This is a genomic window from Brevundimonas sp. EYE_349, assembly GCF_023147505.1.
In the GTDB taxonomy this organism is placed as follows: Bacteria; Pseudomonadota; Alphaproteobacteria; order Caulobacterales; family Caulobacteraceae; genus Brevundimonas.
In genome coordinates this window covers 1-23,500 of sequence record NZ_JAHXPB010000005.1, presented here as the reverse complement: position 1 = coordinate 23,500, position 23,500 = coordinate 1, and the positions used below count along the sequence as shown (strand labels likewise).

At 68.0% G+C, this 23,500-nt stretch carries 20 protein-coding genes and 1 tRNA gene; 5 read left to right on the top strand and 16 right to left on the bottom strand.

What is annotated here, in order from left to right:
* Positions 1-7: 7 nt before the first annotated feature.
* Genes addA through KZX42_RS10155 form a run of 6 tightly spaced genes read right to left on the bottom strand, consistent with a single transcriptional unit; the run spans position 8 to position 9,709 of the window.
* Complete coding sequence (gene addA / locus KZX42_RS10180; protein WP_248119193.1) at positions 8-3,520, bottom strand: double-strand break repair helicase AddA; 3,513 nt, start codon at positions 3,518-3,520, stop codon at positions 8-10.
* Positions 3,517-6,606 carry a double-strand break repair protein AddB gene (addB, locus tag KZX42_RS10175; RefSeq protein WP_248119191.1) on the bottom strand — a complete coding sequence of 1,030 codons (3,090 nt, stop codon included), beginning with the start codon at positions 6,604-6,606 and terminating at the stop codon, positions 3,517-3,519. Before addB ends, addA begins: the two co-directional genes overlap by 4 nt.
* Positions 6,603-7,295 carry an N-acetylmuramate alpha-1-phosphate uridylyltransferase MurU gene (murU, locus tag KZX42_RS10170; protein ID WP_248119489.1) on the bottom strand — a complete coding sequence of 231 codons (693 nt, stop codon included), beginning with the start codon at positions 7,293-7,295 and terminating at the stop codon, positions 6,603-6,605. Before murU ends, addB begins: the two co-directional genes overlap by 4 nt.
* Positions 7,296-7,315: 20 nt before the next feature.
* Positions 7,316-8,407 (bottom strand): N-acetylmuramate/N-acetylglucosamine kinase AmgK, encoded by a 1,092-nt coding sequence (gene amgK, locus KZX42_RS10165; protein WP_248119189.1) that lies wholly within the window; start codon positions 8,405-8,407, stop codon positions 7,316-7,318.
* Positions 8,400-8,858 carry a tRNA (adenosine(37)-N6)-threonylcarbamoyltransferase complex ATPase subunit type 1 TsaE gene (tsaE, locus tag KZX42_RS10160; protein WP_248119187.1) on the bottom strand — a complete coding sequence of 153 codons (459 nt, stop codon included), beginning with the start codon at positions 8,856-8,858 and terminating at the stop codon, positions 8,400-8,402. Before tsaE ends, amgK begins: the two co-directional genes overlap by 8 nt.
* Complete coding sequence (locus KZX42_RS10155; RefSeq protein WP_248119181.1) at positions 8,855-9,709, bottom strand: 1-acyl-sn-glycerol-3-phosphate acyltransferase; 855 nt, start codon at positions 9,707-9,709, stop codon at positions 8,855-8,857. The genes tsaE and KZX42_RS10155 overlap by 4 nt, the downstream gene beginning before the upstream one ends.
* Before the next feature lie 122 nt (positions 9,710-9,831).
* On the opposite strand from KZX42_RS10155, the gene KZX42_RS10150 reads away from it, so the two are divergent.
* Complete coding sequence (locus KZX42_RS10150) at positions 9,832-11,910, top strand: S9 family peptidase (RefSeq protein WP_248119180.1); 2,079 nt, start codon at positions 9,832-9,834, stop codon at positions 11,908-11,910.
* A gap of 1 nt (position 11,911) precedes the next feature.
* On the opposite strand, the gene KZX42_RS10145 is transcribed toward KZX42_RS10150, so the two are convergent.
* A complete protein-coding gene (locus KZX42_RS10145) occupies positions 11,912-12,295 on the bottom strand; it encodes a type II toxin-antitoxin system VapC family toxin (protein WP_248119179.1) in 384 nt (127 codons plus the stop codon).
* Positions 12,292-12,537, bottom strand: a complete 246-nt coding sequence (locus tag KZX42_RS10140) for a type II toxin-antitoxin system prevent-host-death family antitoxin (RefSeq protein ID WP_248119177.1) — start codon at positions 12,535-12,537, stop codon at positions 12,292-12,294. Before KZX42_RS10140 ends, KZX42_RS10145 begins: the two co-directional genes overlap by 4 nt.
* A gap of 111 nt (positions 12,538-12,648) precedes the next feature.
* On the opposite strand from KZX42_RS10140, the gene KZX42_RS10135 reads away from it, so the two are divergent.
* Entirely contained in the window at positions 12,649-14,766 is a 2,118-nt protein-coding gene (locus KZX42_RS10135; protein ID WP_248119176.1) for a S9 family peptidase, read from the top strand.
* A 78-nt stretch (positions 14,767-14,844) separates the two neighbouring features.
* Here the strand turns inward: KZX42_RS10135 and KZX42_RS10130 are convergent, their stop codons facing one another.
* On the bottom strand, positions 14,845-15,162 hold the full coding sequence (locus KZX42_RS10130; protein ID WP_248119175.1) for a hypothetical protein: 318 nt from the start codon (positions 15,160-15,162) through the stop codon (positions 14,845-14,847).
* Between the two features lie 180 nt (positions 15,163-15,342).
* Here KZX42_RS10130 and KZX42_RS10125 point away from each other — a divergent pair, with 180 nt between their 5' ends.
* A complete protein-coding gene (locus KZX42_RS10125) occupies positions 15,343-17,388 on the top strand; it encodes an AsmA family protein (protein WP_248119173.1) in 2,046 nt (681 codons plus the stop codon).
* Between the two features lie 65 nt (positions 17,389-17,453).
* On the top strand, positions 17,454-18,305 hold the full coding sequence (locus tag KZX42_RS10120) for an alpha/beta hydrolase (RefSeq protein ID WP_248119170.1): 852 nt from the start codon (positions 17,454-17,456) through the stop codon (positions 18,303-18,305).
* Between the two features lie 12 nt (positions 18,306-18,317).
* On the opposite strand, the gene KZX42_RS10115 is transcribed toward KZX42_RS10120, so the two are convergent.
* From KZX42_RS10115 to KZX42_RS10085, 7 genes are all read right to left on the bottom strand, one after another.
* Positions 18,318-18,402 (bottom strand) — tRNA-Leu (locus tag KZX42_RS10115).
* Positions 18,403-18,457: 55 nt separating this feature from the next.
* Complete coding sequence (locus tag KZX42_RS10110) at positions 18,458-19,216, bottom strand: hypothetical protein (RefSeq protein WP_248119167.1); 759 nt, start codon at positions 19,214-19,216, stop codon at positions 18,458-18,460.
* Positions 19,213-19,707 (bottom strand): CcdC protein domain-containing protein, encoded by a 495-nt coding sequence (locus KZX42_RS10105; protein WP_248119166.1) that lies wholly within the window; start codon positions 19,705-19,707, stop codon positions 19,213-19,215. Before KZX42_RS10105 ends, KZX42_RS10110 begins: the two co-directional genes overlap by 4 nt.
* A 109-nt stretch (positions 19,708-19,816) precedes the next feature.
* Positions 19,817-20,836 carry a fumarylacetoacetate hydrolase family protein gene (locus tag KZX42_RS10100; protein WP_248119164.1) on the bottom strand — a complete coding sequence of 340 codons (1,020 nt, stop codon included), beginning with the start codon at positions 20,834-20,836 and terminating at the stop codon, positions 19,817-19,819.
* A gap of 45 nt (positions 20,837-20,881) precedes the next feature.
* Positions 20,882-21,148, bottom strand: a complete 267-nt coding sequence (locus KZX42_RS10095) for a hypothetical protein (protein WP_248119162.1) — start codon at positions 21,146-21,148, stop codon at positions 20,882-20,884.
* Between the two features lie 3 nt (positions 21,149-21,151).
* Positions 21,152-22,228, bottom strand: a complete 1,077-nt coding sequence (locus KZX42_RS10090; protein ID WP_248119159.1) for an isoaspartyl peptidase/L-asparaginase — start codon at positions 22,226-22,228, stop codon at positions 21,152-21,154.
* Between the two features lie 121 nt (positions 22,229-22,349).
* The gene (locus KZX42_RS10085) at positions 22,350-22,715 is read right to left on the bottom strand and encodes a hypothetical protein (protein WP_248119157.1); all 366 of its coding nucleotides are present in this window, start codon (positions 22,713-22,715) and stop codon (positions 22,350-22,352) included.
* A gap of 59 nt (positions 22,716-22,774) precedes the next feature.
* Between KZX42_RS10085 and KZX42_RS10080 the strand changes: the two genes are divergently transcribed.
* Positions 22,775-23,188, top strand: coding sequence for a hypothetical protein (locus KZX42_RS10080; protein ID WP_248119156.1), 414 nt, complete (start codon positions 22,775-22,777; stop codon positions 23,186-23,188).
* Positions 23,189-23,500: the final 312 nt, after the last annotated feature.

Sequence of the window (23,500 nt, the reverse complement as noted above, 5' to 3'; positions counted from 1 at the left end):
ACGGAGGTCAAGGGGCGAGCGCCGCCTCCAGCATCGCCTGCGGGATCGGCATCAGTTTGGGACCGTCGGTCCAGACCAGCGCCGCCTCGACCGGACGGTCGGGATAGAGGCGTTTCAACACCGCGACATAGACCGCCGCCTGCAGCACATAGGCCGGATCGACGGCCTCGATGACGTCCGGCGCGGGGCGGTTGGTCTTGTAGTCGACGACCAGAACCCGCTCGGGCGTGACCACCAGCCGGTCGATGCGACCGTTGATCGACACGCCGGAGGGCAGGTCGGGCGCGGACCCGGTCAGGGCGACCTCGGCGCGGGAGCCGGGGCCGAAGACCGGGGCGAACCGGGCGTCGTCCAGCACCGAGAAGGCGGCGGCGATCATTTCGGCGCGCTGGGCCGCGTCCAGATCGACCTCTCGCGACAGCAGGCGGGCGGCGGCGTCGGGGCGGTCGGCGGGGGCGATGTCGGGCAGGCGTTCCAAGAGGCGGTGGATCAGGTCGCCGCGCCGGAACCGGCCCAGCGACGCGCCGCCCGCCTCGGTCTTGGCCAGCGGGGAGGGGGCGGGAATGCGGATGGCGGCGCCCTCCATCCGCGACGGCGAGGCGAAGCGGGCGGCGGCGTCGGCGGGCGGCGCTGTGGCGGCCCAGGCGGGGATGGGGACGGCGCTGGCCGCTGTCGACACAGTGCGGAGCGTGGTTTCAGGATCGGCCCCGAACCGCAGCCGTCCGCCATCCAGCAACTGAACCGCGTCAGGCCGGTCCTGCGCCAGCCGTTCGAAGGTTCCGGCGATGACGTCCCACCAACTGCCCTCCTCATAGCCCGTCTCCTTGGGGCGGCTCATTTTCCTGCCCATGACGATCAGGCGGTCGCGGGCGCGGGTGAGGGCTACATAGAGCAGGCGCAGGGATTCCGCGTCGGTGCGGTCCACGCGCGCCTGACGCACTTCGGCGGAGACGGCGCAGTCGGACTTGGCGCTGGACGGACACATCAGCCAGGCCTCGGTTCCATCACCCAGGGTGGCGGGCATCAGGGTCGGTCCCTGCGGCTTCGCCTTGCCGGTGGTGTCGGGCAGGATGACGATGGGCGCCTCCAGCCCCTTGGAGCCGTGGACGGTCATGACGCGCACCTCGTCGCGCGCCCCTTCCATCTCGCGCTTCACCTCGACATCGGCCTGTTCCAGCAGGGCCAGACAGGTTTCCAGATCGCGTCCGCCGCGTTCCTCGGCCGCCAGAACCTGAGCCAGGGTTTCGTCGATGGCCTCTTCCGCCTCGCGGCCCAGTCGATCCAGAATGCGGGCGCGGCCGGAACGACCGTCCGGCCCGACCCGGTTCAGGGCGGCGGAGAAGAAGGCGAAGGGATCGCGGTCGCGTGCGTCGATCAGGGCGGTCATCAGATCGCGCGCGGCGGTCCAGGCCGGGTGTTCATGTGCGCGGCGTTGCAGTTCGCGCCACAGGCTGCGCCCCTCTCGTCCCACCTTGTCCGCCAACGGATAAAGGGCATCGGCAGGCCCGAAATCGGCGACGTCGCACAGGGGGCTGCGCAGGATTTCCGCCAGCGACAGGTCGTCGTCGGGGAACAGGGCGAACCGGGCCAGGGCGATCAGGTCATCGAAGACGATATGGTTCGACAGCTTGAGCCGGTCGGCGCCCGCCACCGGCACGCCCTCGGTCTTCAGGGCGCGGATGATCTCCTCGAAGGTCGCATCGCGACGGCGCACCAGCACCAGGAAGTCGCCGTAGCGCACGGGCCGCAGGGCGCCGCGCTGTTTCGGGTCATAGATGGCGACGCCCGCCGCAACCTGTTCGCGGATGTGACGGGCCAGCGACTGGGCCAGCTGCTTGCGGGCGCTGCGGCTGTCTTCCTTGTCGACGGGGGCGTTCCAGGCCTCGCGCTCGGGCGCCGCCGGGTCTTCGAACAGGGACCAGAGTTCGACCGCGCCATACTGCTGCAGACGGGCCGGGCGGTGGATGGCGATTTCGCCCGTCTCTCCGACCAGGGCGCGGGTGCGGCTGGGGCTGTCGAAGGCGACGTCGACGAAATGCAGCACTTCTTCCGTCGAGCGGAAGGAGGTGTCCAGCGGTACTTCGCGGAAGTGGGCGCCCGCCTCGCGCACCAGGGCGTCATAGGTCCGCGCCTCCTGACGCAGCCGTTCGGGCCGCGCGCCCTGGAAGGAGTAGATCGACTGTTTTTCGTCCCCCACGGCGAAGACCGTGCGCGGGATGGCGGTGTCTTTACGCTCGGCGCCCGATCCGGCGAAGAAGGGTTCCGTCAGGGCGCGGACGATGTCCCACTGATCGGGCGCGGTGTCCTGCGCTTCATCGATCAGAACATGCTCGATCCCGCCGTCCAGCTTGTACAGAACCCAGGCGGCGGTGGCCCGTTTGGTCAGCAGTTCGACCGTGCGTCCGACCAGATCGGTGAAGTCCAGCGCGCCTTTCGCCCGTTTCGCGGCCTCGTAAAGGGCGGCGTGGACGCGAGCCAGGGTCAGCACCTTTTCCGTCTCGTCCGCCACGCGCGCGGCGCGCACCCGGTCCAGGGTCGAGACGTATTTCAGCGACACATCCGCCAGATAGGAGGCCGCGCCGGGCGGGGCCTTTGACGTGCCGAACCTGTCGCGCGCCACGCCCTTGGAATCGATGAAGATGGGCGTCATGGCGGCCAGGGTCGTGGCGGGCGGAACCGCATCGCGCATCTGCCCGGCCAGCTTCTTGTCGTTGGCGCCGCCCGTGGCGAACCCCTCGGCGGCGGCCAGCCAGTCGGCGGGGTTCAGCCAGTCCATGAACCCGGCCTCGATCTCGGCGGGCGTCTCGTCGCGGGTGACGCCGACCCGTTCGTGCGGACCGGGGGCGGTTCCGGCCTCGATCCGCGCCAGATAGTCCAGCAGCGGCTCGCGTTTCGCCTCGATGGCGTCCAGCAGGGAATGGAAGGCGTCCCAGGCCAGCTCGACGGCGAAATGGGCGTAGGCGCGGCCCACCGGACCGTCGCCGTCGTTCAGGGCGTAACGGGCCAGATCCTCTCGCGCCGCGTGGGACAGGGCCAGCGCCGCCTGATCCTCCAGCACCTCGAACCCCGGCGCCACCCCGGCCTCCAGCGGGAATCGGCGCAGCAGCTTTTCGCAGAAGGCGTGGATGGTCTGGATCTTCAGCCCGCCCGGCGTCTCCAGCGCGCGGGCGAACAGGACGCGGGCCTCGGACAGTTCGGCGTCGGTCAGGCTGGCGGGATCGCGCCCGTCCAGCCGCGCCAGATCGGCCGCCAGCGCCCGGTCGTCGGCGACCGCCCATTCGCCCAGCCGTTCAAACAGCCGCGCCTGCATTTCGGCGGCTGCGGCCTTGGTGTAGGTGATGCACAGGATTTCGCCTGGCCGCACCCGCTTCAACAACAGGCGAGCCACGCGGCTGACCAGGGTGGTGGTCTTGCCCGAACCGGCGTTGGCGGTGACGAAGACCGACAGGGCGGGATCGGCGGCGGTCGCCTGATGGGCGCGGGCCATGTCGACGGGGTTGGGGGGCGACAGATCGGTCATTCGGGCGCCTCGTCCTCGCCGCCGACGACGTGCCATTCCCAGACGCGCGCCAGATGGTCGTAGTTGCCGCCGAAGTTGCCCATGAACTGCGGCGCGACCCATGAGGTGTAGGGCGTCGCCGCGTCATCGAAGGCCGCGACGCCCAGCTTCAGCCGGTCCAGTTCGCGCGTCGCCATCTGGGCGGCGGTCTGGGTGTTGCCCCGGCCCTGACGCGACACGTCATCGACCGTCCCCGGATCGCGGCGGCCGGTGACCTTTACGTACAGAAGCTCGGTCGCCTCGGTGGGCGGGGCGGCGAACCCGCCCTCGGCCAGGATGGCGGCGGTCAGGGTCAGTTGCGGCGCGAACCCCTGCACCACCTGCTTCTGGCTGGGCGTCTGGCCGGTCTTGAAGTCGATGATGGCCGCGCCTGTCGCATCCAGTTCGATCCGGTCGGCGCGGGCGGTGACGGTGAAGGGACCGGCGGGGGCGTCGAAGACGACGGCACCCGATTGTTCGATCAGCAGGGTCGCGCCGCGCGCGCGCCGTTCCCGCTCGAACCTCTCCAGCCACAGGGCGGCGTTGCGGGCCAGCGGGCGTTCGCGGGCCAAAGCGGCGTCCTCGAACCCGGCCTCGGTCATGGCGTTGACGATCAGGTCGGCGATCTGGTCGGCGCAGTCGTCGGGCAGGGCGTGGGGCCAGATGCGGACCATCTGTTCGATCGCGTCGTGGATGGCGTTGCCGCGCGCCATGGCCTCGGCCGAGGCGCCGGGCCGGTCCAGCACCTTCAGCCCCAGTATCCGCTGGGCATAGACGGCGTAGGGGTCTCGCACCCAGCGCTCGATGCCCGTGACGGGCAGTTCGCGCGGGCGGCGGTCCACCGGCGGGGTCGGGGCGGGACGGCGCGCATAGTCGGGCGTGTCGCGCAAAGGCGCGTCCAGCGCGCGGGTCCAGTCGGCGACATGGACGGGGGCCGAAACAGCGACCGGCGTCTCATCCGTATTCGCCCCGCGCGTCAGCATGTCGAGGCGCCACAGCCAGCGGGACCGGACGGCGGGCTGGCCGCCGCGCCTTTCGGTATGGATCAGGATGGCCTCGTCGGCGCAGGCGGCCTGAACGAAGTCCTGCGCGCTCTGGCCGATGCGGCGCTCGGGCGGGGGCAGGCCCAGCGCCTTTCGCATGGGGCGCGACAGGAAGGGATCGACCGGCGCGCCCTGCGGCCAGACGCCTTCCTCCAGTCCGGCCAGGATCATCCGGTCGGCCCGCACCAGACGAGCCTCGATGGCCCCCAGGATGCGCAGCGACGGGTGGGTCGCCCCGCCGGTGCGGACCACGGCGTCGGCCAGCAGACCCTTGACCAGTTCGACCGTCTCCTCCGCCGAGACGGCGCCCAGCGAGGCCCCGCCCGTGATCAGGTTCGACAACAGACCGGCGGCGCATTCGCCGTCCGCGCCGGCCCAGGCGTTCTGGCCCGCCAGCGCCTCGATCAATACGGTCAGGGCGCGGGCGGCGGCGTCCAGCGGGGCGGTGGGGGCGAAGGCGGCGCGGGCGGTGGCGACCAGATGCTGCAGGTGATCGGACAGGGCGCGGGCCAGAGCGTGGCGTTTCAGGCGGCCGTCTGACGGCGGGGCGCCGTCCCGGTCGGGCCGCAATGCGCGGTCCAGCTTGCGGTTCATCCGCTCGAAACTGGCGTGGCGCGGGCCGCGCAGGGCCATGTCCTCGAAGGCGGCGATGGCGCGGGCGACGTCGATCTCGCCAAGGTCCACCCGCACCAGCGGATGTTTCAACAGACCCAGCAGCACCTGCGGATCGGTCGGGGCGGCGATCCAGCGGGCGCACAGCTCGACCAGAACGCCTGCAGGCATCCGGTTCAGCGGCTGACCGGCCGAGGCGTCCGGCACGACGCCCCAGCGTTCCAGACGCGCGGCGACGCGGCGGCCCAGCCCTTGATCGGGCGTGACCAGGGCGCAGGTCTTGCCGGGCGCCTCCAGCGTTTCGCGCATCATCAGGGCGATGGCGGCGGCGGCTTCCTCGTCATGGCGCAGGTTCAGGACCGACAGTCCCTCCAGACCCTCGGCGATGGGGTCGGCGGCGCGGCCCGCCTCGGCGGCGCGGGCGCGGATGTCGCGTATGGCCTCGCGCCAGTCTCCGGTCGCATCGGCGGGTCGCAGGGCTTCGTTCAGCAGACGCTGGCGGGCCAGACCGCGTTGCTCCGTACGGGGGGCGACCGGCGGCTGGCACCACGGGCGCACGGCGCGGCGGTCGATGTCATGGCGCTCCAGCAGGCGTTTCAGGGCGCGCTGGGGGTGTTGTTCGTTCTCTTCGTCGATCTGATCCCAGACGCGGTCGTCCAGATCGAGATCAAGACCCGGCAGGACGACGCAGCCCAGAGGCGCGCGGGCGACGGCGCCCAGAACATCGGCGGCGGCGGGCACGGTGCCGGTCGATCCGGCGGCGATGACGGGCTGGGTCGGCGGCTCGCGGTCCCAAAGGTCGGCCAGACGGCGCAGCAGGGTGGCGCGCCGCCACGCCGGATCGACCAGACCTAGTTCGGCCAGACGTTTCGGCCAGGCGACGACGCCCAGGCTCAGGAATTCGGCGGACCGTTCCCAGTGTTCGGCCATCTCGCCGTCGACCAGGGTGGCGACCCGTTCGGGGTTCTGGACCTCTTCCAATTGGCAGGAATCGAGGAAGCCGCCCAGGGCGTCGGCCAGGTCCAGCGCCCGCATCGGCGTCAGGTCGCTGTCGAACTGCTCCACGATCATCCGCGCCATCTCGAACCGGCGCGTCAGGGGGGCGATGGCCGGCGGCAGATCGAGGCCCAGGGCGCCGGGCGTGAAGGGCGGCTCATCCTCCTCCAGATCGCCCAGAGGCCGCACCTGCGGCAGCAGGACGGGCCGCCCGTCCGCCAGCTTCGACAAGGCCCCGGTGAAGGCCCGCGCCGCCCGGCGGTTGGGCAACAGTATGGTGGCGTCCGACAGGGTTTCGGGCGGCAGTTCGCCCAGCCAGTCAAGGACGCCGGCGGCCAGATCTTCGAGGAACGGCCGGTGCGCCGGAATGGCGTACCAGCGCGAGCCGGACGCCGCGAAGGGGTCGAACAGGCTCACCCCAAGCCCGCCAGGTTCGCCTCGGCGTCGTCGCGCGCCTGCGGGTCGCCGACGTGCATCCAGTCGCCGTCCAGGACGCAACCGAAAAGGCGGCCCTCTGCGGCGGACTTGCGCCACAGGGGGCTGAGCGAGAAGGGGCCGTCCGGGCCGTGGTCGGCGTATCCGGGCCGGGTGATGTGGACCCCCATATAGGCGAAGGGCGCCGAAGCCGCCTCGCCCCGGAAGGTCAGCCTGCCGTCGTCCAGAAAGAAATCCCCGTCGCCCTCAAAGCCGATGGCGCCTTCGCGACGGGCCAGCAGCAGGGCGGCGTCCATCGTCTCGGAGTTCCACAGACGGACCAGATCGGCCAGAGCGTCGCCCCGGTCGATCCAGACGCTGTCGATATTGGCCACGAAGACGGGATCGTCGCCCAGCAGGGGATGGGCCTTCTTCAGCCCGCCGCCGGTCTCCAGCAGTTCGGCGCGCTCGTCGGAGATGACGATGTCCGGTCCGCGACCACGCCCGGCCAGATGCTGCTCCAGCCGGTCGGCGAACCAGTGGACATTGACCACCGCCCTTTCGACGCCCGCATCCGCCAGCCGGTCCAGCACATGGTCGATCAAGGCGCGGCCCCGCACCTCGACCAGGGCCTTGGGCCGGTCGTCGGTCAGGGGGCGCATCCGGGTGCCGAGCCCGGCGGCCAGAACCATCGCGGTCTTCGGAGCGGCGGTCATGCGCGGACCTCGGCTGGGACATGGCGGTCGAACCAGCGGGCGACGGGCGCCAGGGCGGGCTGTTCCAGATTGGCGTTCAGATGCCGCCACATGCGCGGCAGGAACTGACGATACCGGGGCTTGCCGTCGCGGGCGATCAGGCGGGCGAAGATGCCGATGATCCGCGCCTGGTTCAGCGCAGCCAGACCGGCATAGTCGGCCATGAAGGCGGCGCGGTCCACGCCGGGACGCAGGGCGAAATAGCGGTCCAACGCCTCGGCCTCCAGCGCGGGCGACACGTCGCGGCGGGCGTCCTGCAACAGGGAGTGCAGGTCCCACGACGGGTGGGCGCGCACCGCGTCCTGAAAGTCGATCATGCCGACGCGGGCGGCGCCGTCGCGCTGGGGCAGCCAGATCAGGTTCTCGGCGTGATAGTCGCGGTGCGCCATGACCGAGGCGCCCGCCGCGCCCGAGGTTACGATCGGCGCCCAGGCCGCGCGCCAGTCGGCGATGGCGGCGTCATCGAACGACACCCGATCATCCAGCTTCGGCAGCCATTCGACGAACAGATCGGCCCCGCCCTGCAACGCCGTCTCGTCATAGGTCAGCATCGGCCAGTCGCCTGCGGGACCGTGCAGGGCCTCGGGCGGGTTTCCGGCGTCGTGCAGGACGGCCAGAGCCTCGATGGCGCCAAGATACAGCGGGGTTTCGTCGGCGCCGTCCGCGATCACCCGGACGAACAGATCGTCGCCGAAATCCTCCAGAACGGCCAGACCGTTCGGCGCATCCAGGGCCGGGATTTGGGGGGCGGACAGGCTTAAGCGTTTCAGATGGGCGGCGACGGCGGCGAAGGCCTCGATCCGACCGGCGGACAGGCGCGCGACGGCGTTCCAGCCCGCGGCGCGGCGCTGATCCGGCGTCCATGACGGATCGCATGGCGGGCTTTCGGCGGCGGGCGCCTGATCCATCAGCATCAGGGACGCGCCGTCGGCTGTGGTCAGCCGCTCATACCGCCGCGTGGAGGCGTCGCCGGGCAGGGGGGCGCGCACGGCCTCGGTCAGACCGGCGGCCTTCAGGAAGTCGAGACGGAGGGTTTCGCGGTCAGACATGCAAATCCTTCAGCCCCGTTTCCCATCGGCCTACGCCGGAAACGGTCGCAAGCCGGCCGTCGCCCTGTTCCGAGATTTCGATAATCAGCTGGTCCGCCCCCAAGAACCGTGCAGGGTCATCGCCCAGGCGTTCAGGCCATTCGATGACGGCGCAGCCTTCGTCCAGCGCCTCGTCCAGACCGATCTCGAACGCCTCTTCGGGACGGGTCAGGCGATAGAGGTCGAAATGGGCGACGGGCGGGTTGCTTTCGTAGAACTGGACCAGGGTGAAGGTGGGACTGGGCACATCCTCGTCCGGCGTGGTCAGGGCGCGGATCAGCCCGCGCGCCAGGGTCGACTTGCCCATGCCCAGCGGGCCGTACAGCAGGACGCTGTCGCCCGGCGCCAGCAGGGGGGCGATGATCTGGCCCAGGCGGGTGGTGGCCCGGGCGTCGGGCAGTTCGATTTTCATGCAAACACCGCGTCATGATCGGCGGCCAAGGTCAGTTCCGTGAACTGTTTCAGCGCCTCGGTCGCCTTGGCGGCGTCCACGTCCAGCCGGTCGGCGGGGATGGGCAGGCCGACGTCGACGCCGAAATCCTTGCCCGCCTTGTTCAACAACTCGTGGAACAGGGTCACGTCGCGCAGTTCCTGAGAGAAGCGATCAAAGGTGTGGAACAGCTTGCTGTATGGGCCGGTGACATGCATCGGGACCACGGGCGCATCGTATTTGCGCGCCATGGAGGCGGCGGTCGGCGCCCACTCGGGATCGGTCAGGACGCCGTTCACCTCGCGCGCCAGACGCCCGGCGGGGAACATGACCACGCAGCGTTCGGCCTCGAAGGCTTCCTTCGCCGCGTTCAGGGTCGAGCGGGTCTTTTCGCGGGTGCGTTTCTCATGGACCCACTCGACGGGAATGATGGTCTCGTCCAGACGCGGCGAGACGCGGATGGCGTCGGCGTTGGCGAAGAAGATCATGTCGCTGCGCCGCCGCTTGATCGCATCGAACACGGCTACCCCGTCGGCGATGCCGGTGGGATGGTTGCACACCACGATGCAGCGGCCGGAGACGGGCAGGCGGTCCAGATGGCTGGTCGCGACCTTCAGCTTCAGCAGGTCGGACACATAGTCGAAGGTCTCCACCCCCGACAGGTCCCGAATGGCGTCGGCCATCCGCACCGCCGCCCCATAGCCGAGCACCCCGTAAAGCGCCGGCCGCACCACGTGCCAGAAGGGCGAGGCGGTCAGGCGCGGCGCACGTTCGGCGATCAGCACATCGACGATGTGCGGCTGGCGTCGGGCGGGGGGCGAGGCGGTGTTCATGAAAGACCGCTTGTCGCCGGTTCGCGGGAAACGGGCAAGCCGGATGCGCGACGGCATGACGGCTTGGCGCGGACGGATCGGCCCCCTAACAAGGCGATCTTGAGTTTGGGGAGCAGAGATAGATGATCCGTTCACGCTGGATGGCCGCCACGGCCTTCGGAGCCTTGCTGCTGGCCGTCGCGCCCGCCTTGGCCCAGACGGCGCAGCCGGTGGCCGCCGCAGCGGCGCCCGCCGAAGCTCCGTCACGCGGCCTGTCCCTTCGCGACATGGCGATGATGGAGCGGGTCAGCGATCCGCGCGTCTCGCCCGATGGCCGCCAGGTCATCTATTCCGTCCGCACGACCGACTGGGACGCCAACAAGGGCGTGAACAGCCTGTGGCTGGCTGATGTCGCGGGCGGCGCGCCGAGGAAGCTGGCGATTTCCGAAGGCGGCGCCTCGGGCGCGCGCTGGGCGCCGGACGGCGGTGCGATCTACTTCCTGTCGGCGCGCGGCGGATCGAACCAGGTCTGGCGCACAGACCGCACCGGCGCGGCGGCGGCCCAGGTGACGACCCTACCATTCGATGTGTCGGGCTTCCGCATCGCCCCGGACGGCCGCTCGCTGATCCTGGCGGTTTCGGTCTTCACCGATTGCGACACCCTGGCCTGCACCAAGACGCGGCTGGATGAGCGGGCCAAATCGACCCTGCAAGCCTATGACCGCCTGCCGTTGCGCGATTTCGACCACTGGGTCGACACGCGCCGCACCCATCTGTTCCACCAGCCGCTGAACGGCTCGGGGCTGGGTGGTGGAGAACCGCGTGACCTGATGGCGGGTCTGGATGCGGATGTGTCGGCGGGCGACGCCAGCTTCGATCTTTCGCCGGACGGCAAGGTGCTGGTTTACGGCGCCCAGACGCAAGGGCGGGGCGAGCCCTTCACCAACAACAGCGACGTATTCCGCGTGGCGCCTGATGGCGGGACGCCGGTCAATCTGACGGAAGCGAACAAGGGGGCGGACGGCAATCCGGTCTTCTCGCCCAATGGTCGCCAACTGGCCTGGCTGTCGGCCCCGCGCGAGAATGTCGGCGGGGATCAGGCGGCGGTCTGGCTGGCCAACGCCGATGGTTCGGGCGCGAAGAAACTGACGGATTGGGATCGCGGGGCCAGCGGCCTGCAATGGCGGACGGACGGCCGCGCCCTGCTGGTCTCGGCGGCGGACGAAGGCCAGCAGCGCCTCTTTTCGGTCGATGCGCGCTCGGGTCAGGTCACGCCCCTGACAGGCAAGGGGACGGTCGGCGGTTATGAAGAGGTCGCGGGCGTTCTGGCCTATGCCCATGAAAGCTATGTCGCCCCGACGCAGATCTTCATCCGCACGGCGGGCGAGCCGCGCCAGATCACCCATCACAACGCCGAACTGGTCGCGCGCCTGCAACTGCCCGCCGCCGAGGCCTATAGTTTCGCGGGCTGGAACGGCGAACAGGTGCAGGGCTGGGTGTTCAAGCCGGTCGGCGCGGTCGAGGGGCGGCGCTATCCGGCGGTCTACATCATCCACGGCGGGCCGAAATCGCCCTGGACCGAGAACTGGTCGTATCGCTGGAACCCGCAGATCTACACCTCGGCCGGCTATGCGGTGGTGATGGTCAACTTCCACGGTTCGCCCGGCTATGGTCAGGCCTTCACCGACGCCATCAACGACCACTGGGGCGACCGCCCGCTGGAAGACCTGCAGAAGGGCTGGGAGGCGGCTCTGGCCGACAATCCGTGGATCGACGGCGAGCGCGCCTGCGCCACCGGCGCCTCCTACGGCGGCTATATGGTCAATATGATCGCGGGCAAGTGGAACGGGCCCTGGCGCTGCCTGGTCAACCACGCAGGCGTTTTCGACGTGCCGCAACTGATGAACGCCATGGATATCGGCAACTTCATCCACGAGTTCGGCGGACCCAGCTGGGAGCGCAAGGATGTCTATGACGCCTTCAACCCGGAAACCTATGTCGGGAACTGGAAGACGCCGATGCTGGTGCTGCATGGCTCCAAGGACTTCCGCGTGCCGATGGAGCAGGGTCTGGCCACCTTCTCGGCCCTCCAGCGTCAGGGTGTTCCCAGCCGCTTCGTCCATGTGCCGGACGAGAACCACTGGGTGCTGAAACCCCGCACCTGGGTCGATTGGCAGCAGGAGATTCTGGACTGGGTGGGGCGTTACACGGCGGCTCAATAGGTCACCAGACCCGGGCGACCCCAAAACGGTCGAACAGGCGCTCGTTGGACACGAGCGTCAGTTCGTTCAGCAGACCCTGGGCGATCAGCAACCGGTCGAAGGGGTCGCGGTGATCGCCCTCCATGCGGCCGGCAAGGCTCGCGTCGCGCCAGGTTATGGCAAGCTCTGTGAACGCTTCGTTCTGCATGACCTGAAGAAAATGCTCGGCCAGCATCTCGCCGTTCGGCAGTTTGCCGATCCGATATTTGATGGCGATCTCGATGGCCGAGACGCTGCTCACGAATATGGTTTCGGCCGATCGAATGGCTTGTCTCGCCGATCGCGTCAGGCGCTCGTCATCCCAGACCCACCACATGAGGGCGTGGGTATCGAGCAAGATGTTCAATCGCCGCGTCCTTCCCACAGCCGAAGCTCTTCCTCAGGAAGCGGATCGAAGAAGCTTTCGTCGAACTTGCCCATACCCTTCAGCTGGCCCGGCTTGCGATCAGGCCTGGCGGCGGGCTCGAACGGCACGATCCGCACGGCGGGCTTGTCGCCGCGGGCGATGACGACCTCTTCTCCGCGTTCGGCGGCGGCGATCAGCTTGGACAGGTGGGTCTTGGCGTGGTGGACGGTGACGATGGTCATGTCGCGCTCCTTGGACCAACCATCTTAGCTAAGTTGGCCGTTCGCGACAACTTTCGCCCGGCGAACGGCGGTGCTACGCCATGCCGCAGCGAGATTTCCGAGGAAGAGCCCATGCGCCACCGTTCCCTTCTGTCCGCCGCCTGCGCGGCCGTCGCCCTGATGAGCGCCGTTCCGGGCGTGGCCCTGGCCCAGGTTCCGCCGGCGCCCCAGCCGGCGGTTCCCGCGACGTCGGACGCCTTCACCTATCAGGACATGATCTCGGCCAATCGGCTGGGCGATCCGCAGGTGTCGCCGGACGGCCGCTATGTCGTCTATTCGGTCACGACCACGGATGTGGAGGCCAACCGCCGGGCCGGCAGCCTGTGGATGCTGGACCTGAACATGCCGGACGCCGCGCCGCGCCGCCTGGCCATCTCGGACCAGGGCGCCAACACCGCGCGCTGGAGCGCGGACGGCAATCTGTACTTCCTTTCGGGCAAGTCGGGGACCAGCCAGGTCTGGCGCGTGGCCTCCCCCACTTCGGCGCCGGTTCAGGTGACCAATCTGCCGCTGGACGTGAACGCTTATCGCGTCAGCCCGACCGGTGACAAGGTGGCGGCCTCGCTGGCCGTCTATCCGAACGCCCCCGACCTGAACGCCTCGGTCGAGATGGGCAAGGCCATGGCCGAGCGGAAGACGACCGGCCAGGTCTATGACCGGATGTTCGTGCGTCACTGGGATACGTGGAACGACCACACCCAAAACCACCTGTTCGTCCAGTCCATCGGCCGCGACGGCAAGGCGACGGGAACGCCGGCCTGGATCACCAAGGGCTTCGACGGCGACACGCCCTCCAAGCCGTTCGGCGACGAGAGCGATTTCGTCTTCACGCCGGCGGGCGACGCCGTGGTCTTCTCGGCGCGCCTGGCGGGCCAGACCGAGCCGTGGAGCACCAACTTCGACCTGTGGAAGACCAACGGCCTGACCGGCGACGGCACGTTCACCAACCTGACGGCGGACAACAAGGCCTGGGACGCCGGCCCGGTGTTTTCGCCCGACGGACGCACCCTGGCCTATCGCGCCATGGCGCGGCCGGGCTTCGAGGCCGACCGCTATCAGATCGTGCTGATGGACGTGGCCACGGGCCAGAAGCGCGAGATCGCCTCGAACTGGGATCGGTCGGCCGATACGCTGCAATGGTCGCGCGACGGCCACACCCTGTACACCACCGCCGGCGATGTCGGATCGACCAAGCTGTTCGCGGTGGATACGCGCAACGGGGTGGTGACGCCGATCACAGGCAGCGGCCACGTCTCGGCCTTCCAGCAGACGCCCTCGGGCTTCGTCTTCGCCCAAGACAGCCTGCGTGAGCCGGGCGACCTGTATTTCAAGACCTATCTGGGCCGCGAGATGCCGCGTCGCCTGACGCAGTCGAACCCCGCCTTCGCCGCCAAACAGTTCGGCGAGTATGAGCAGTTCAGCTTCGCCGGCTGGAACAACGAGACGGTCCACGGCTATGTCATCAAGCCGGTCGGCTACGTCGAGGGCCGCAAATATCCGGTCGCCTTCCTGATCCACGGCGGGCCGCAGGGCTCGTTCGGCGACGGCTGGTCCTATCGCTGGAACCCCGAGACCTATGCGGGCGCGGGCTATGCGGTGGTGATGATCGATTTCCACGGCTCGACCGGCTACGGCCAGGCCTTCACCGACGCGATCAGCCAGCACTGGGGCGACCGCCCTCTGGAGGATCTAAAGAAGGGCTGGGCGGCGGCCCAACAGAAATACAGCTTCCTGGACGGGTCGAACGCCTGCGCGCTCGGCGCCTCCTACGGCGGCTATATGATCAACTGGATCGCCGGCAACTGGTCGGACGGGTTCAAATGCCTGGTCAACCACGATGGCGTCTTCGACACCTTCGCCATGGGGTATTCGACGGAAGAGCTGTGGTTCACCGAGTGGGAATATGGCGGCGCGCCGTGGCGCAACCCGGAGGGGTATCAGAAGTTCAACCCGGCCAACCACGTCGACAACTGGAAGACGCCGATGCTGGTGGTTCAGGGCGACCGTGACTTCCGCATCCCGACCGCCCAGGGCCTGTCGACCTTCACCGCCCTGCAGGGCCGCAACATCGACAGCCGTTTGATCGTCTTCCCGAACGAGAACCATTGGGTGCTGAAGCCGGCCAACAGCCTGCAATGGCACAACGAGGTGTTCGGCTGGCTGAACAAATATCTGACGCCGGCGCGCTGATCCGGGCTTCGGATCAGGCACGAGAAAGGGGCGCGGTCAGCCGACCGCGCCCCTCTTTTTTGGTCTCGACGCGAAGCCCTAGAGCGAGGCGCGCTGGACCGCCGGGCCAGCGAGGCGGTTGTACTGATGGGCGGTCATGCAGCGCGGCGTCGCCCAGCGCTGGCCCGTCTGACGCGCGGCCAGGGCTTCTTGCGCGGTGACGAACGACGGCGCCGACCCATAGGTCTGCTGATAGGCGCGGCGCGCCTCGGCGTCGCCGCCGCAGACCATGACGGACTGCAGGGTCTCGGCGCGCAGGGTCTGGCGCGACACCTCGCGCGGCGAATGGGCCAGGGCCGGGGCGGCCGAGGCCATCAGGGCGGCGGCGATCAGGGCGGGCGTAGCGAAACGGATCATCGGAAACCTCCTCCATTTCCCGAATTAAGATCAGGACTCGGACGAAATATGCGCCAAATTCTTCGATTGTAAAGAATATACGACAGATAGGCGTCAAATCGACGACATCCACGGCTTTGTTGACCTTGCGGCGCCAAAGTGATCGTGGCGCGTTTGCATATCCGAGAGGGAGATGCGCGTTTGTCCAACCCACTGAATTGGCGAAGCTTCGGATCGGATTTTCGCCGTCGCGCGGTGGCGCCGACCGTGGCGCAGGCGCGCGTCTGGCGCGACTGGGTGCGCGAAAACGACCCCGTCTATGCGGCGGCCCGTCATCCCGGCGCAGCCGAGAAATGGGCGCTGGGGGTGGTTCTGGTCCTGACGCTGGCGGTGGTGCTGTTCCTGGCCCTCTTCGACTGGAACATGCTGCGTGGACCGATAGGCCGCTGGGCCTCGGCGAAATACGATCGCCAGATCGCCCTGACTGGCGATCTGGACGTCAATCTGTTCAGTTGGACGCCTTCGGCGGTGGTGCGGGGCTTGAAGATCGGCGGGCCGGACTGGGCGCGCCAGCAGGATACAGCCGATGTGGACGAGATCCACGCCTCGGTGCGGCTGCGCAAACTGTTGGCCGGCCAGATCGAGATGCCGCTGCTCAGCTTCACCCGGCCCAGGGTGGTGCTGATCGCCAGTCAGGACGGCCGCAAGAGCTGGGACCTGAACCCCAACAAGCCCGACACCGGCGAGGGAATGAAGCTGCCGGTCATCCAGCAACTGGTCATCACCGACGGTCAGCTGTCCTTCGACGAACAGCGGCGGAAGATGACGTTGCAGGCCGCCGTCAATGCGCGTGAGGCGGCCAACGGAAGCGCCGGCTTCCTGCTGGAGGGACGCGGCACGGTGAACGGATCACCCCTTACGCTGAAGATCGAGGGCGGTCCCTTCATCAACATCCGCCGCAACCGACCCTATCAGTTCGAGGCCAATGTCAGCGGGGCGGGATCGTCTTTGATCGCCAAGGGGGCGATCACCCGCCCGTTCGACCTGGGCCGGTTCGACGCCACCCTGACGATGCAGGGTCGGGACCTGTCGGACCTGTATCTGTTGACCGGCGTGACCCTGCCGAACACCCCGCCCTATCGCCTGTCGGGCGCGCTGAACCGCAACGAGCGGGTCTGGACCTTCAAGGATTTCGACGGCCGGGTCGGGGCGTCGGACCTGTCGGGCCAGGTGCGGGTGGACGCCGCCCAGCGCCTGAGGGTGGACGCCGACCTGCGGTCGCGTCGGTTGGACATCGACGACCTGGCGGCCGTTCTGGGCGCGCGGACCCGTACCAATGCGGCGGGCACCAATACCGAGGCGCCGGTGGTCGTGGGCGGCAAGCTGCTGCCTGACGCCAAGCTGCAGACCGAACGGCTGCGGACCATGGACGGCTCTCTGACCTATCGCGCCGTCGCGGTGAAGGCGAACCAGTTCGATGTGCGCGCGGTCAATCTGGGCGCCGATCTGAAGGACGGCGTCCTGAAGCTGGACCCCATCAGCTTCAACTTCAATCGCGGCGAACTGAACGGCACGGCCCGCATCAATGCGACCAGGGACACGCCCTACAACACGGTGGACCTGCGACTGTCCGGCTATCCGCTGGAATCGATCATTCCGGCGCGCAACGGCTCGGTTCCGTTGAGCGGGCGTGCACTGGGCCGGGCGCGGCTGGAGGGGCCGGGGGCCTCCATCCACGACTTCGCCGCCGCCTCCAAGGGGTCGATGAGCCTGGTGGTGCCGAACGGGCGGATGCGTGCGGCCTTCGCCGAACTGCTGGGCATCAACGCCAGCGCGGGCCTGCTGAAGCTGCTCAGCGGCGATCAGTCCGAGAGTCAGATCCGTTGCGCCGTCGCGGATTTCGGCGTCGCCAATGGCACGGCGACGGCCCGGACCTTCGTCATCGACACCGACGTCGTCCTGGCCCAGGGCAAGGGGTCGATCGACCTGGGGGCCGAGACGCTGAACCTGCGCATCGAAGGCGAATCCAAGAAGCCGCGCCTGCTGCGCCTGTGGGCGCCGATCACCGTCTCCGGGGCCTTGAGCGCGCCCAGGGTCGGGGTCGATGTCGGCAGCGTCGTGGGGCAGGGCGGGCTGGCTGGTCTGCTGGGCGCGGTGGTGGCGCCGGTCACAGCCCTGTTCGCCTTCGTCGATCCCGGCTTGGCGGAAGACGCCGACTGCGGTCGCCTGATCGCCGGGGCGCGCTAGGGCGCCGCGTCGGATGACGACCGAATCGGCGCTTGGAACGTATTGAGGCCTATGGACACTCACGCATGACCCGCCGCGGCCTGTTCGCCCCCGCCCTGGGGTTTGTCGCCGCGGCCTGTTCGCCGCTGAACCTGTTGAACACCCTGGGGCCGCGCGATCCCGGGGTGCGGCGCGTGGCCCGCGACATCGCCTATGGCGACGATCCTCGCCAGCGGCTGGACCTCTACGCGCCCTCCGCGCCGGGCCTGTATCCGACCCTGGTCTTCTTCTATGGCGGAGGCTGGGATTCAGGGTCGCGCGACCAGTATGGCTGGGCCGCCCAGGCCCTTGCGGCCAAGGGGTTCGTGGTGGCCCTGCCGGATTATCGGGTCGTGCCTCAGGTGGTCTTCCCGGCCTTCATCGAGGATGCGGGCGCCGCCACGGTCAAGGCGGCCCAGGTCGCGGGCGCCTATGGCGGCGAGCCTGAGCGTCTCGGCGTGCTGGGCCATTCCGCCGGGGCGCATCTGGCCCTGATGATCGCCCTGGATCGCCGCTATATGGCCGCCGTCGGCCAACCTGGCCTGATCAAGGCGGCGGCGGGTCTGGCCGGACCCTACGACTTCCTGCCGTTCGACGTGGCGGCGTCGAAGAACGCCTTCGGCCGCGCGCCGGACCCCACCCTGACCCAGCCGGTGACCTTCGTGCGCGCCGACGCCCCGCCGATCTGGCTGGGCCACGGCACGGCCGACACGGTGGTGCATGACGAGGACACGATCATCCTGGACGAACGGATGCGGGCCGTGGGCGGACGCTCGGAGGCCAAACTCTATCCCGGCCTGGACCACGCCGACCTGATCGCGACCTTTTCGCCCCTGTTCCGCAAGAAGGCGACGGTGCTGGCGGATGTGACGGAGTTCTTCCATCGGCAGCTGGGCTGAACCGACGAAGAGTGGTGCGGGCGGCCGGGGTCGAACCGGCACTCCTTTCGGAACTGGATTTTGAGTCCAGCGCGTCTACCAATTCCACCACGCCCGCAGCGGAAGGACCGCCTCATGCCACAGAGGGGCGAGGCGGGTCTAGTGCCAGTGATCTATCTTGGGCTGTCTTGCACGCGATATGTCATCACCGTCGCAAAGGAGCTGCCGGCCTGGATCGGCTCTCCGTTGATCTGGCGCACCTTTCCTGTTCGAACCATCTGGATGGCGTGGCGGGCGAAGCCTGAGCGCGCTGGCCTTTCCTCAAGAACCGCGCAGTCCTGCGGACGACCTTCACCATCCACCGAACACTGCACCAGAACCTCCGCATAGTCGGTTGATGGTAGAGTCGAGGGGATAGTGATCCGAGGCGTGCGTTCCCAGATTATGTGGGTTTCGCTGGGATCGTAGGCGGCGTCCGCAGGATTTTCGAACGGCACGTCGCAGCTCGCCATAATGGCATCCAGAGCCGTGTGATCGGAAGGAAGGGCGAGTTGGTAGCGTCGAGCCGGCGTTTCCCCCTGTGCGGGAATGCGGATTGTGAAGCTGTCCGTCGCGCGAAGACGTCGCGCATATACGGATGGAGCCAGCGAAACCACGACTGAACCACTGCTGTTCGGCGCAATGTTCCAGTTGGAGGATACAAGGGTGTTATCGCGCAGGCTAACATCCAGCTTTCGGTATTCGGCATTTCCTTCCACGGGAGGAAGCCCGGCGATCGCCACGACGAAACTGGAGTCTCTGCAAGCAGCGGACAGGGTGATTCCTACATCGTATTCTGCGGATGCCGCTTTGAGGGCGCCGCGTTGCACGGTTGTCCAGGCCAAGTCCGGCGAAGCTGTTTGAAGCAGCCCTAGAAACGCGCCCATGATCACGCCGCGACCTCCACATGCTCGTCCAGGCGGCCGGCCTGGACGCGGCGGGCGCGGATGTACATTTCGACGCGCTGCAGGACGATCAGGCCCATGGCGAAGACCAGGAAGGCGTCGGTGACGGCCAGGGCGTTCAGATGCCACTGGGCGGCGTGGCTTTCGATCAGGTCGCGTAGCAGAGACCGGCCGGCGAACAGCACGACCAGCAGGATCAGGCCCAACGGCGACGCCTGGGCCATCAGGTCGCCGTTCGGTTCGCGCGCGATGGTGACGGTCTTGCCGCGATACCAGCCGACGATCCCGCCCAGCACGCCGCCGACGGCCAGCACCGCCCAGGCGTCGGGGCCGAAGGGGGCGTGCGCGACATCAGGGTTCTGGGCCGAGCCCCAGATGCCCAGCCCGATCAGGGGTACGACGACGGCCGGCATGATCCACAGCAACTGGGGTTTCAGCACGCGCTTGCGCCGGTTCTTCAGCAGGACGAGCACCAGCATGATCGGAATGATCGCCAGCGGGATCAGTTATTCAGGCGTCACGTCGCGTCTCTCCCCAAAGACCTTTTGCGGCCTCTCCCCCGAGGCCGGCGCGATCACCCTAGCGCCGTCAGCCGACGCTGGGAAGCGGGGCCACGGTCTGTTCGATGGCGCCGAACAGGGTGTGGTGGCGGTCGTCCAGCATCTCGATCCGCACCGTGTCGCCGTGCTTGAGGAAGGGGGTCTCGGCGGCGCCGCGCAGGATGGTCTCGACCGTGCGGACCTCGGCGATGCAGCTGTAACCCAGACCGCCTTCGGACACCGGCTTGCCGGGGCCGCCGTCGGCGTCCTTGTTGGACACGGTGCCCGACCCGATGATCGTCCCGGCGCCCAGCGACCGGGTCTTGGCCAGGTGGGCGATCAGGGTTCCGAAGTCGAAGGTCATGTCCACCCCCGCGTCGGCGCGACCGAAGTCCTGGCCGTTCAGCTGAACCGACAGGGTTCCGTGCAGCTTGCCGTCCTTCCACCGGTCGCCCAGGGCGTCGGGCGTGACCAGCACGGGCGACAGGGCGCTGGCGGGCTTGGACTGGACGAAGCCGAAGCCCTTGGCCAGCTCGGCCGGGATCAGGTTGCGCAGCGACACGTCGTTGACCAGGCCGACCAGGCGGATGGCGGCCAGGGCCTGTTCGCGCGTCGATCCTTGCGGCACGTCGCCGACGACCACGACGATCTCGGCCTCCAGGTCGCAGCCCCAGGCTTCGTCGGCCAGGGGGATGGGATCGCGGGGGCTGAGGAAGCCGTCCGAGCCGCCCTGATACATCAGCGGGTCGGTCCAGAAGCTGTCGGGCATCTCCGCGCCGCGCGCCTTACGCACCAGCTCCACATGGTTCACATAGGCCGAGCCGTCGGCCCACTGATAGGCGCGGGGCAGGGGCGAGGCGGCGTCGCGCTCGTGGAAGCGGCCGCGCGGCACGCCCTCATGCTCCAGGCTCTCGGCCAGGGCCTGAAGGCGGGGGCCGCAGTTCTCCCAATCGTCAAGCGCCGCCTGAAGGGTGGGGGCGATCAGGAAGGCGTCGGTGAACCAGTTCAGGTCCTGGGAGACGACCACGAGGCGGCCGTCGCGGCCGTGCTTGAGCGAGGCGAGTTTCATGACGTCAGGCCTAGACCGGATTTGCGGGATTGGGAACCGGGCCGATCAATCGGCGGCCGTCAGCAGGGCGCGGGCCTCGGCTCCGGTGCGGGCGGCGCGGTCGCGCACCTCGACCTCGACGATGACGCCTCCCTTGGGCTCGACCGCCCAGAGGTAGCGCCGCTCGATCTCGACCGTGCGGCCGGAGGGGGCGAAACCCTCGTAGCTGTCGCCCCAAGGCGTGATCTTCCTGACCTCGACGAAGGGCATGGCGCAGGCGGCGTCCAGCTCCTCCTGAGCCATCACGGTCAGTTCGGCGTCGGCTGCGGGCATGGGTCAGTTCTCATCCGCATAGATGGCGACATGGGCGGGTGTGCTCGAAGAGGCGGCGCCTCGGTACATGCCGGAGGTGTTCATGGCGAAGGCGGGCGTGCCGTCCTTGCCCATGACGATGACCCCGCCGTCGCCGCCGATGGCGCCGACTTCGTTGATCTCGGCCTGGGCTGCGGTCTGGACCGATGCGCCCCCGGCGGTGCGATGGCAGATGTCGCGGGCCACGGTCGCCCGGATGAAATACTCGCCTGACCCAGTTGCGGACACCGCACAGCCGTCGGCGTTGGAGGCGTAGGTGCCTGCGCCGATCACCGGCACGTCGCCGACCCGGCCCCATTGTTTGGCGGTCATGCCGCCGGTCGATGTTCCCGCCGCCAGCCGTCCCTGGCTGTCCAGCGCCACGGCGCCGACCGTGCCGAACTTGCGTTCGTCCAGCGGGGCTTCATTGAGCGAGGCCAGCGGAACCGGCGCGCCGAGCGTCGTCGGCTCGGGCGGCGCGCCTTGCGGGCGCGCGGGCAGGGGCAGGCCCTTGTCGCGCAGGGCCTTGAGCAGGGCCTGCCAGCGGCTTTCGGTGAAGAAGAAGCCCGGTTCCACCTGCTCCAGGCCGACCGAAGCAGCGAAGTTCTCAGCGCCTTCGCCGATCAGCATGACGTGGGGCGATTTCTCCATCACCGCCCGCGCCGCAGCGATCGGGTGGCGCGTGTGTGTCAGACCCGCAACTGCGCCTGCGGTCAGGTCTGCACCGTTCATCACTGCGGCGTCCAACTCGTTTTTGCCCGCAGCGGTGAAGACCGCGCCGCGCCCGGCATTGAACAGCGGGTTGTCCTCCAGGGACTGGATGGCGGCTTGAACGGCGTCGAGCGATGATCCGCCTTGCGCCAGAACCGCTGAGCCGGCGTCCAGCGCAGCCTGCAGCCCCGCGCGATAGGCGGCGTCCTGCTCGGGCGTCAGACTGGCCCGCTCGATCACGCCCGCCCCGCCGTGGATCGCCAGGGACCAGCGCGGCGCGTCGTCCTGAGCCTGAGCCGAGGAAAAACACAGTGCAAAGAGTGCAATCAGTCCCGAACAGACGATACGCATTGTGAACCTCCTCCGCGCCGCAAAAATGGAGTGCAATCCCTACACTTTCCTGAGGAACGCCGGTTCGTCGCAGTGTAACGCGACCGCTTTGAGACTGGTAGGCTAGGTCGCAAATCTACCCTTAGAGGACTTTCGCAGTCTCAGCTGCCGGGTCGGCATAGCCGGGCCAGACCTTCACGGAACCAACAAACAGTAAGAATGCTGGCACGGCGATTAGAGCCGCGAACATCAATCCAGCGACTGCTGCCACAGCAAAACCTGCTGCCATTGAAAGCAATCCTGCGCCGCCCGCCCATAGCGTCGGTCTCGCCCGTATGGAGAGGGGGAAAATGAAGGTTGCGGCTAGGGCAAAGACGACAAATGGAAACGACGACAGACTTAGAAGCCTGACGGCCCAGAAGCCCTCGCTAGCCTCCCCGATGCTCATGGCAAACAGGCTCAGACCCAGCAACGACAGAACCCAGCTTGCAAGCAGGCGAAGGGCCAATGTCCGTCTCATACCCATGCCTAGCCATACCGGAGCCAACGTCGGATAACCACCCCTTGATGACGTTGCAGCTTATTGCCTCGCCCCTTAGCCTCATGCCCATGGATATCTACTCTCCCAGTTGGGCACATCTGAGCCATCCGTTTATTCGAACGCAGCTTATCTCAAGTCTGCAGGAACTCGCTACGCCTGACACTCGACCGCTTTGGGCTGCCCAAAGACGCGAGAGGCTGGTTGTAGGCGCAAGTCAGGTTGTCCACTTCCTGTTCGACGACAACGATTTCGGTGAAGCGTCGGTTGGCGCGATGTTGCTTAGCACCGACGAGGTGGCTTTTATCGACGCCTTGAAACGAGAACTCGACTCGGTGATCGATGGCCTTCCGCCGGACGGACCGGACGACGATTACGTCACACATCCCCGCTGGCCCTACGTAACTGCTGCTTCGCTGACCGCTCGCAAGGCAATCATCTGATCAAGCGATTTTCGCTGTCCACCTATTGCAGACTTACACTTCTTCCCAAAACGACCATACGCCATTGGATATCTCTGTAGCCGCGAAACGCGCTTGCACCGGCCAACCTACGCCGCCGATCTCGTATATTTGGAATTTCAGTTGCGCGTCCGCCGGAGCCGCCTCGGGAAGCCAAACCTCACTCGCTAGGTAGTGTGGACAAAGTGGATTCCCAAATCACCAGATGACTGATTCAAGGCTGCTCTTTGCGGAGAGTGGCGTTGGTTCGTGGTTTGATGTCGGACGAGGAATGGGCGTTCTTCGAGCCGTTCG

What these genes read in the sequence shown, in the direction of transcription:
- KZX42_RS10130 (WP_248119175.1), bottom strand. Translation starts at nt 15,162, where the DNA reads ATGATCCGTTTCGCTACGCCCGCCCTGATCGCCGCCGCCCTGATGGCC.
- KZX42_RS10090 (WP_248119159.1), bottom strand. Translation starts at nt 22,228, where the DNA reads ATGCGTATCGTCTGTTCGGGACTGATTGCACTCTTTGCACTGTGTTTT.
- addA (WP_248119193.1), bottom strand. Translation starts at nt 3,520, where the DNA reads ATGACCGATCTGTCGCCCCCCAACCCCGTCGACATGGCCCGCGCCCAT.
- KZX42_RS10135 (WP_248119176.1), top strand. Translation starts at nt 12,649, where the DNA reads ATGCGCCACCGTTCCCTTCTGTCCGCCGCCTGCGCGGCCGTCGCCCTG.
- KZX42_RS10095 (WP_248119162.1), bottom strand. Translation starts at nt 21,148, where the DNA reads ATGCCCGCAGCCGACGCCGAACTGACCGTGATGGCTCAGGAGGAGCTG.
- KZX42_RS10140 (WP_248119177.1), bottom strand. Translation starts at nt 12,537, where the DNA reads ATGACCATCGTCACCGTCCACCACGCCAAGACCCACCTGTCCAAGCTG.
- KZX42_RS10155 (WP_248119181.1), bottom strand. Translation starts at nt 9,709, where the DNA reads ATGAACACCGCCTCGCCCCCCGCCCGACGCCAGCCGCACATCGTCGAT.
- KZX42_RS10105 (WP_248119166.1), bottom strand. Translation starts at nt 19,707, where the DNA reads ATGCTGGTGCTCGTCCTGCTGAAGAACCGGCGCAAGCGCGTGCTGAAA.
- amgK (WP_248119189.1), bottom strand. Translation starts at nt 8,407, where the DNA reads ATGTCTGACCGCGAAACCCTCCGTCTCGACTTCCTGAAGGCCGCCGGT.
- murU (WP_248119489.1), bottom strand. Translation starts at nt 7,295, where the DNA reads ATGGTTCTGGCCGCCGGGCTCGGCACCCGGATGCGCCCCCTGACCGAC.
- tsaE (WP_248119187.1), bottom strand. Translation starts at nt 8,858, where the DNA reads ATGAAAATCGAACTGCCCGACGCCCGGGCCACCACCCGCCTGGGCCAG.
- KZX42_RS10120 (WP_248119170.1), top strand. Translation starts at nt 17,454, where the DNA reads ATGACCCGCCGCGGCCTGTTCGCCCCCGCCCTGGGGTTTGTCGCCGCG.
- KZX42_RS10080 (WP_248119156.1), top strand. Translation starts at nt 22,775, where the DNA reads ATGACGTTGCAGCTTATTGCCTCGCCCCTTAGCCTCATGCCCATGGAT.
- KZX42_RS10150 (WP_248119180.1), top strand. Translation starts at nt 9,832, where the DNA reads ATGATCCGTTCACGCTGGATGGCCGCCACGGCCTTCGGAGCCTTGCTG.
- KZX42_RS10100 (WP_248119164.1), bottom strand. Translation starts at nt 20,836, where the DNA reads ATGAAACTCGCCTCGCTCAAGCACGGCCGCGACGGCCGCCTCGTGGTC.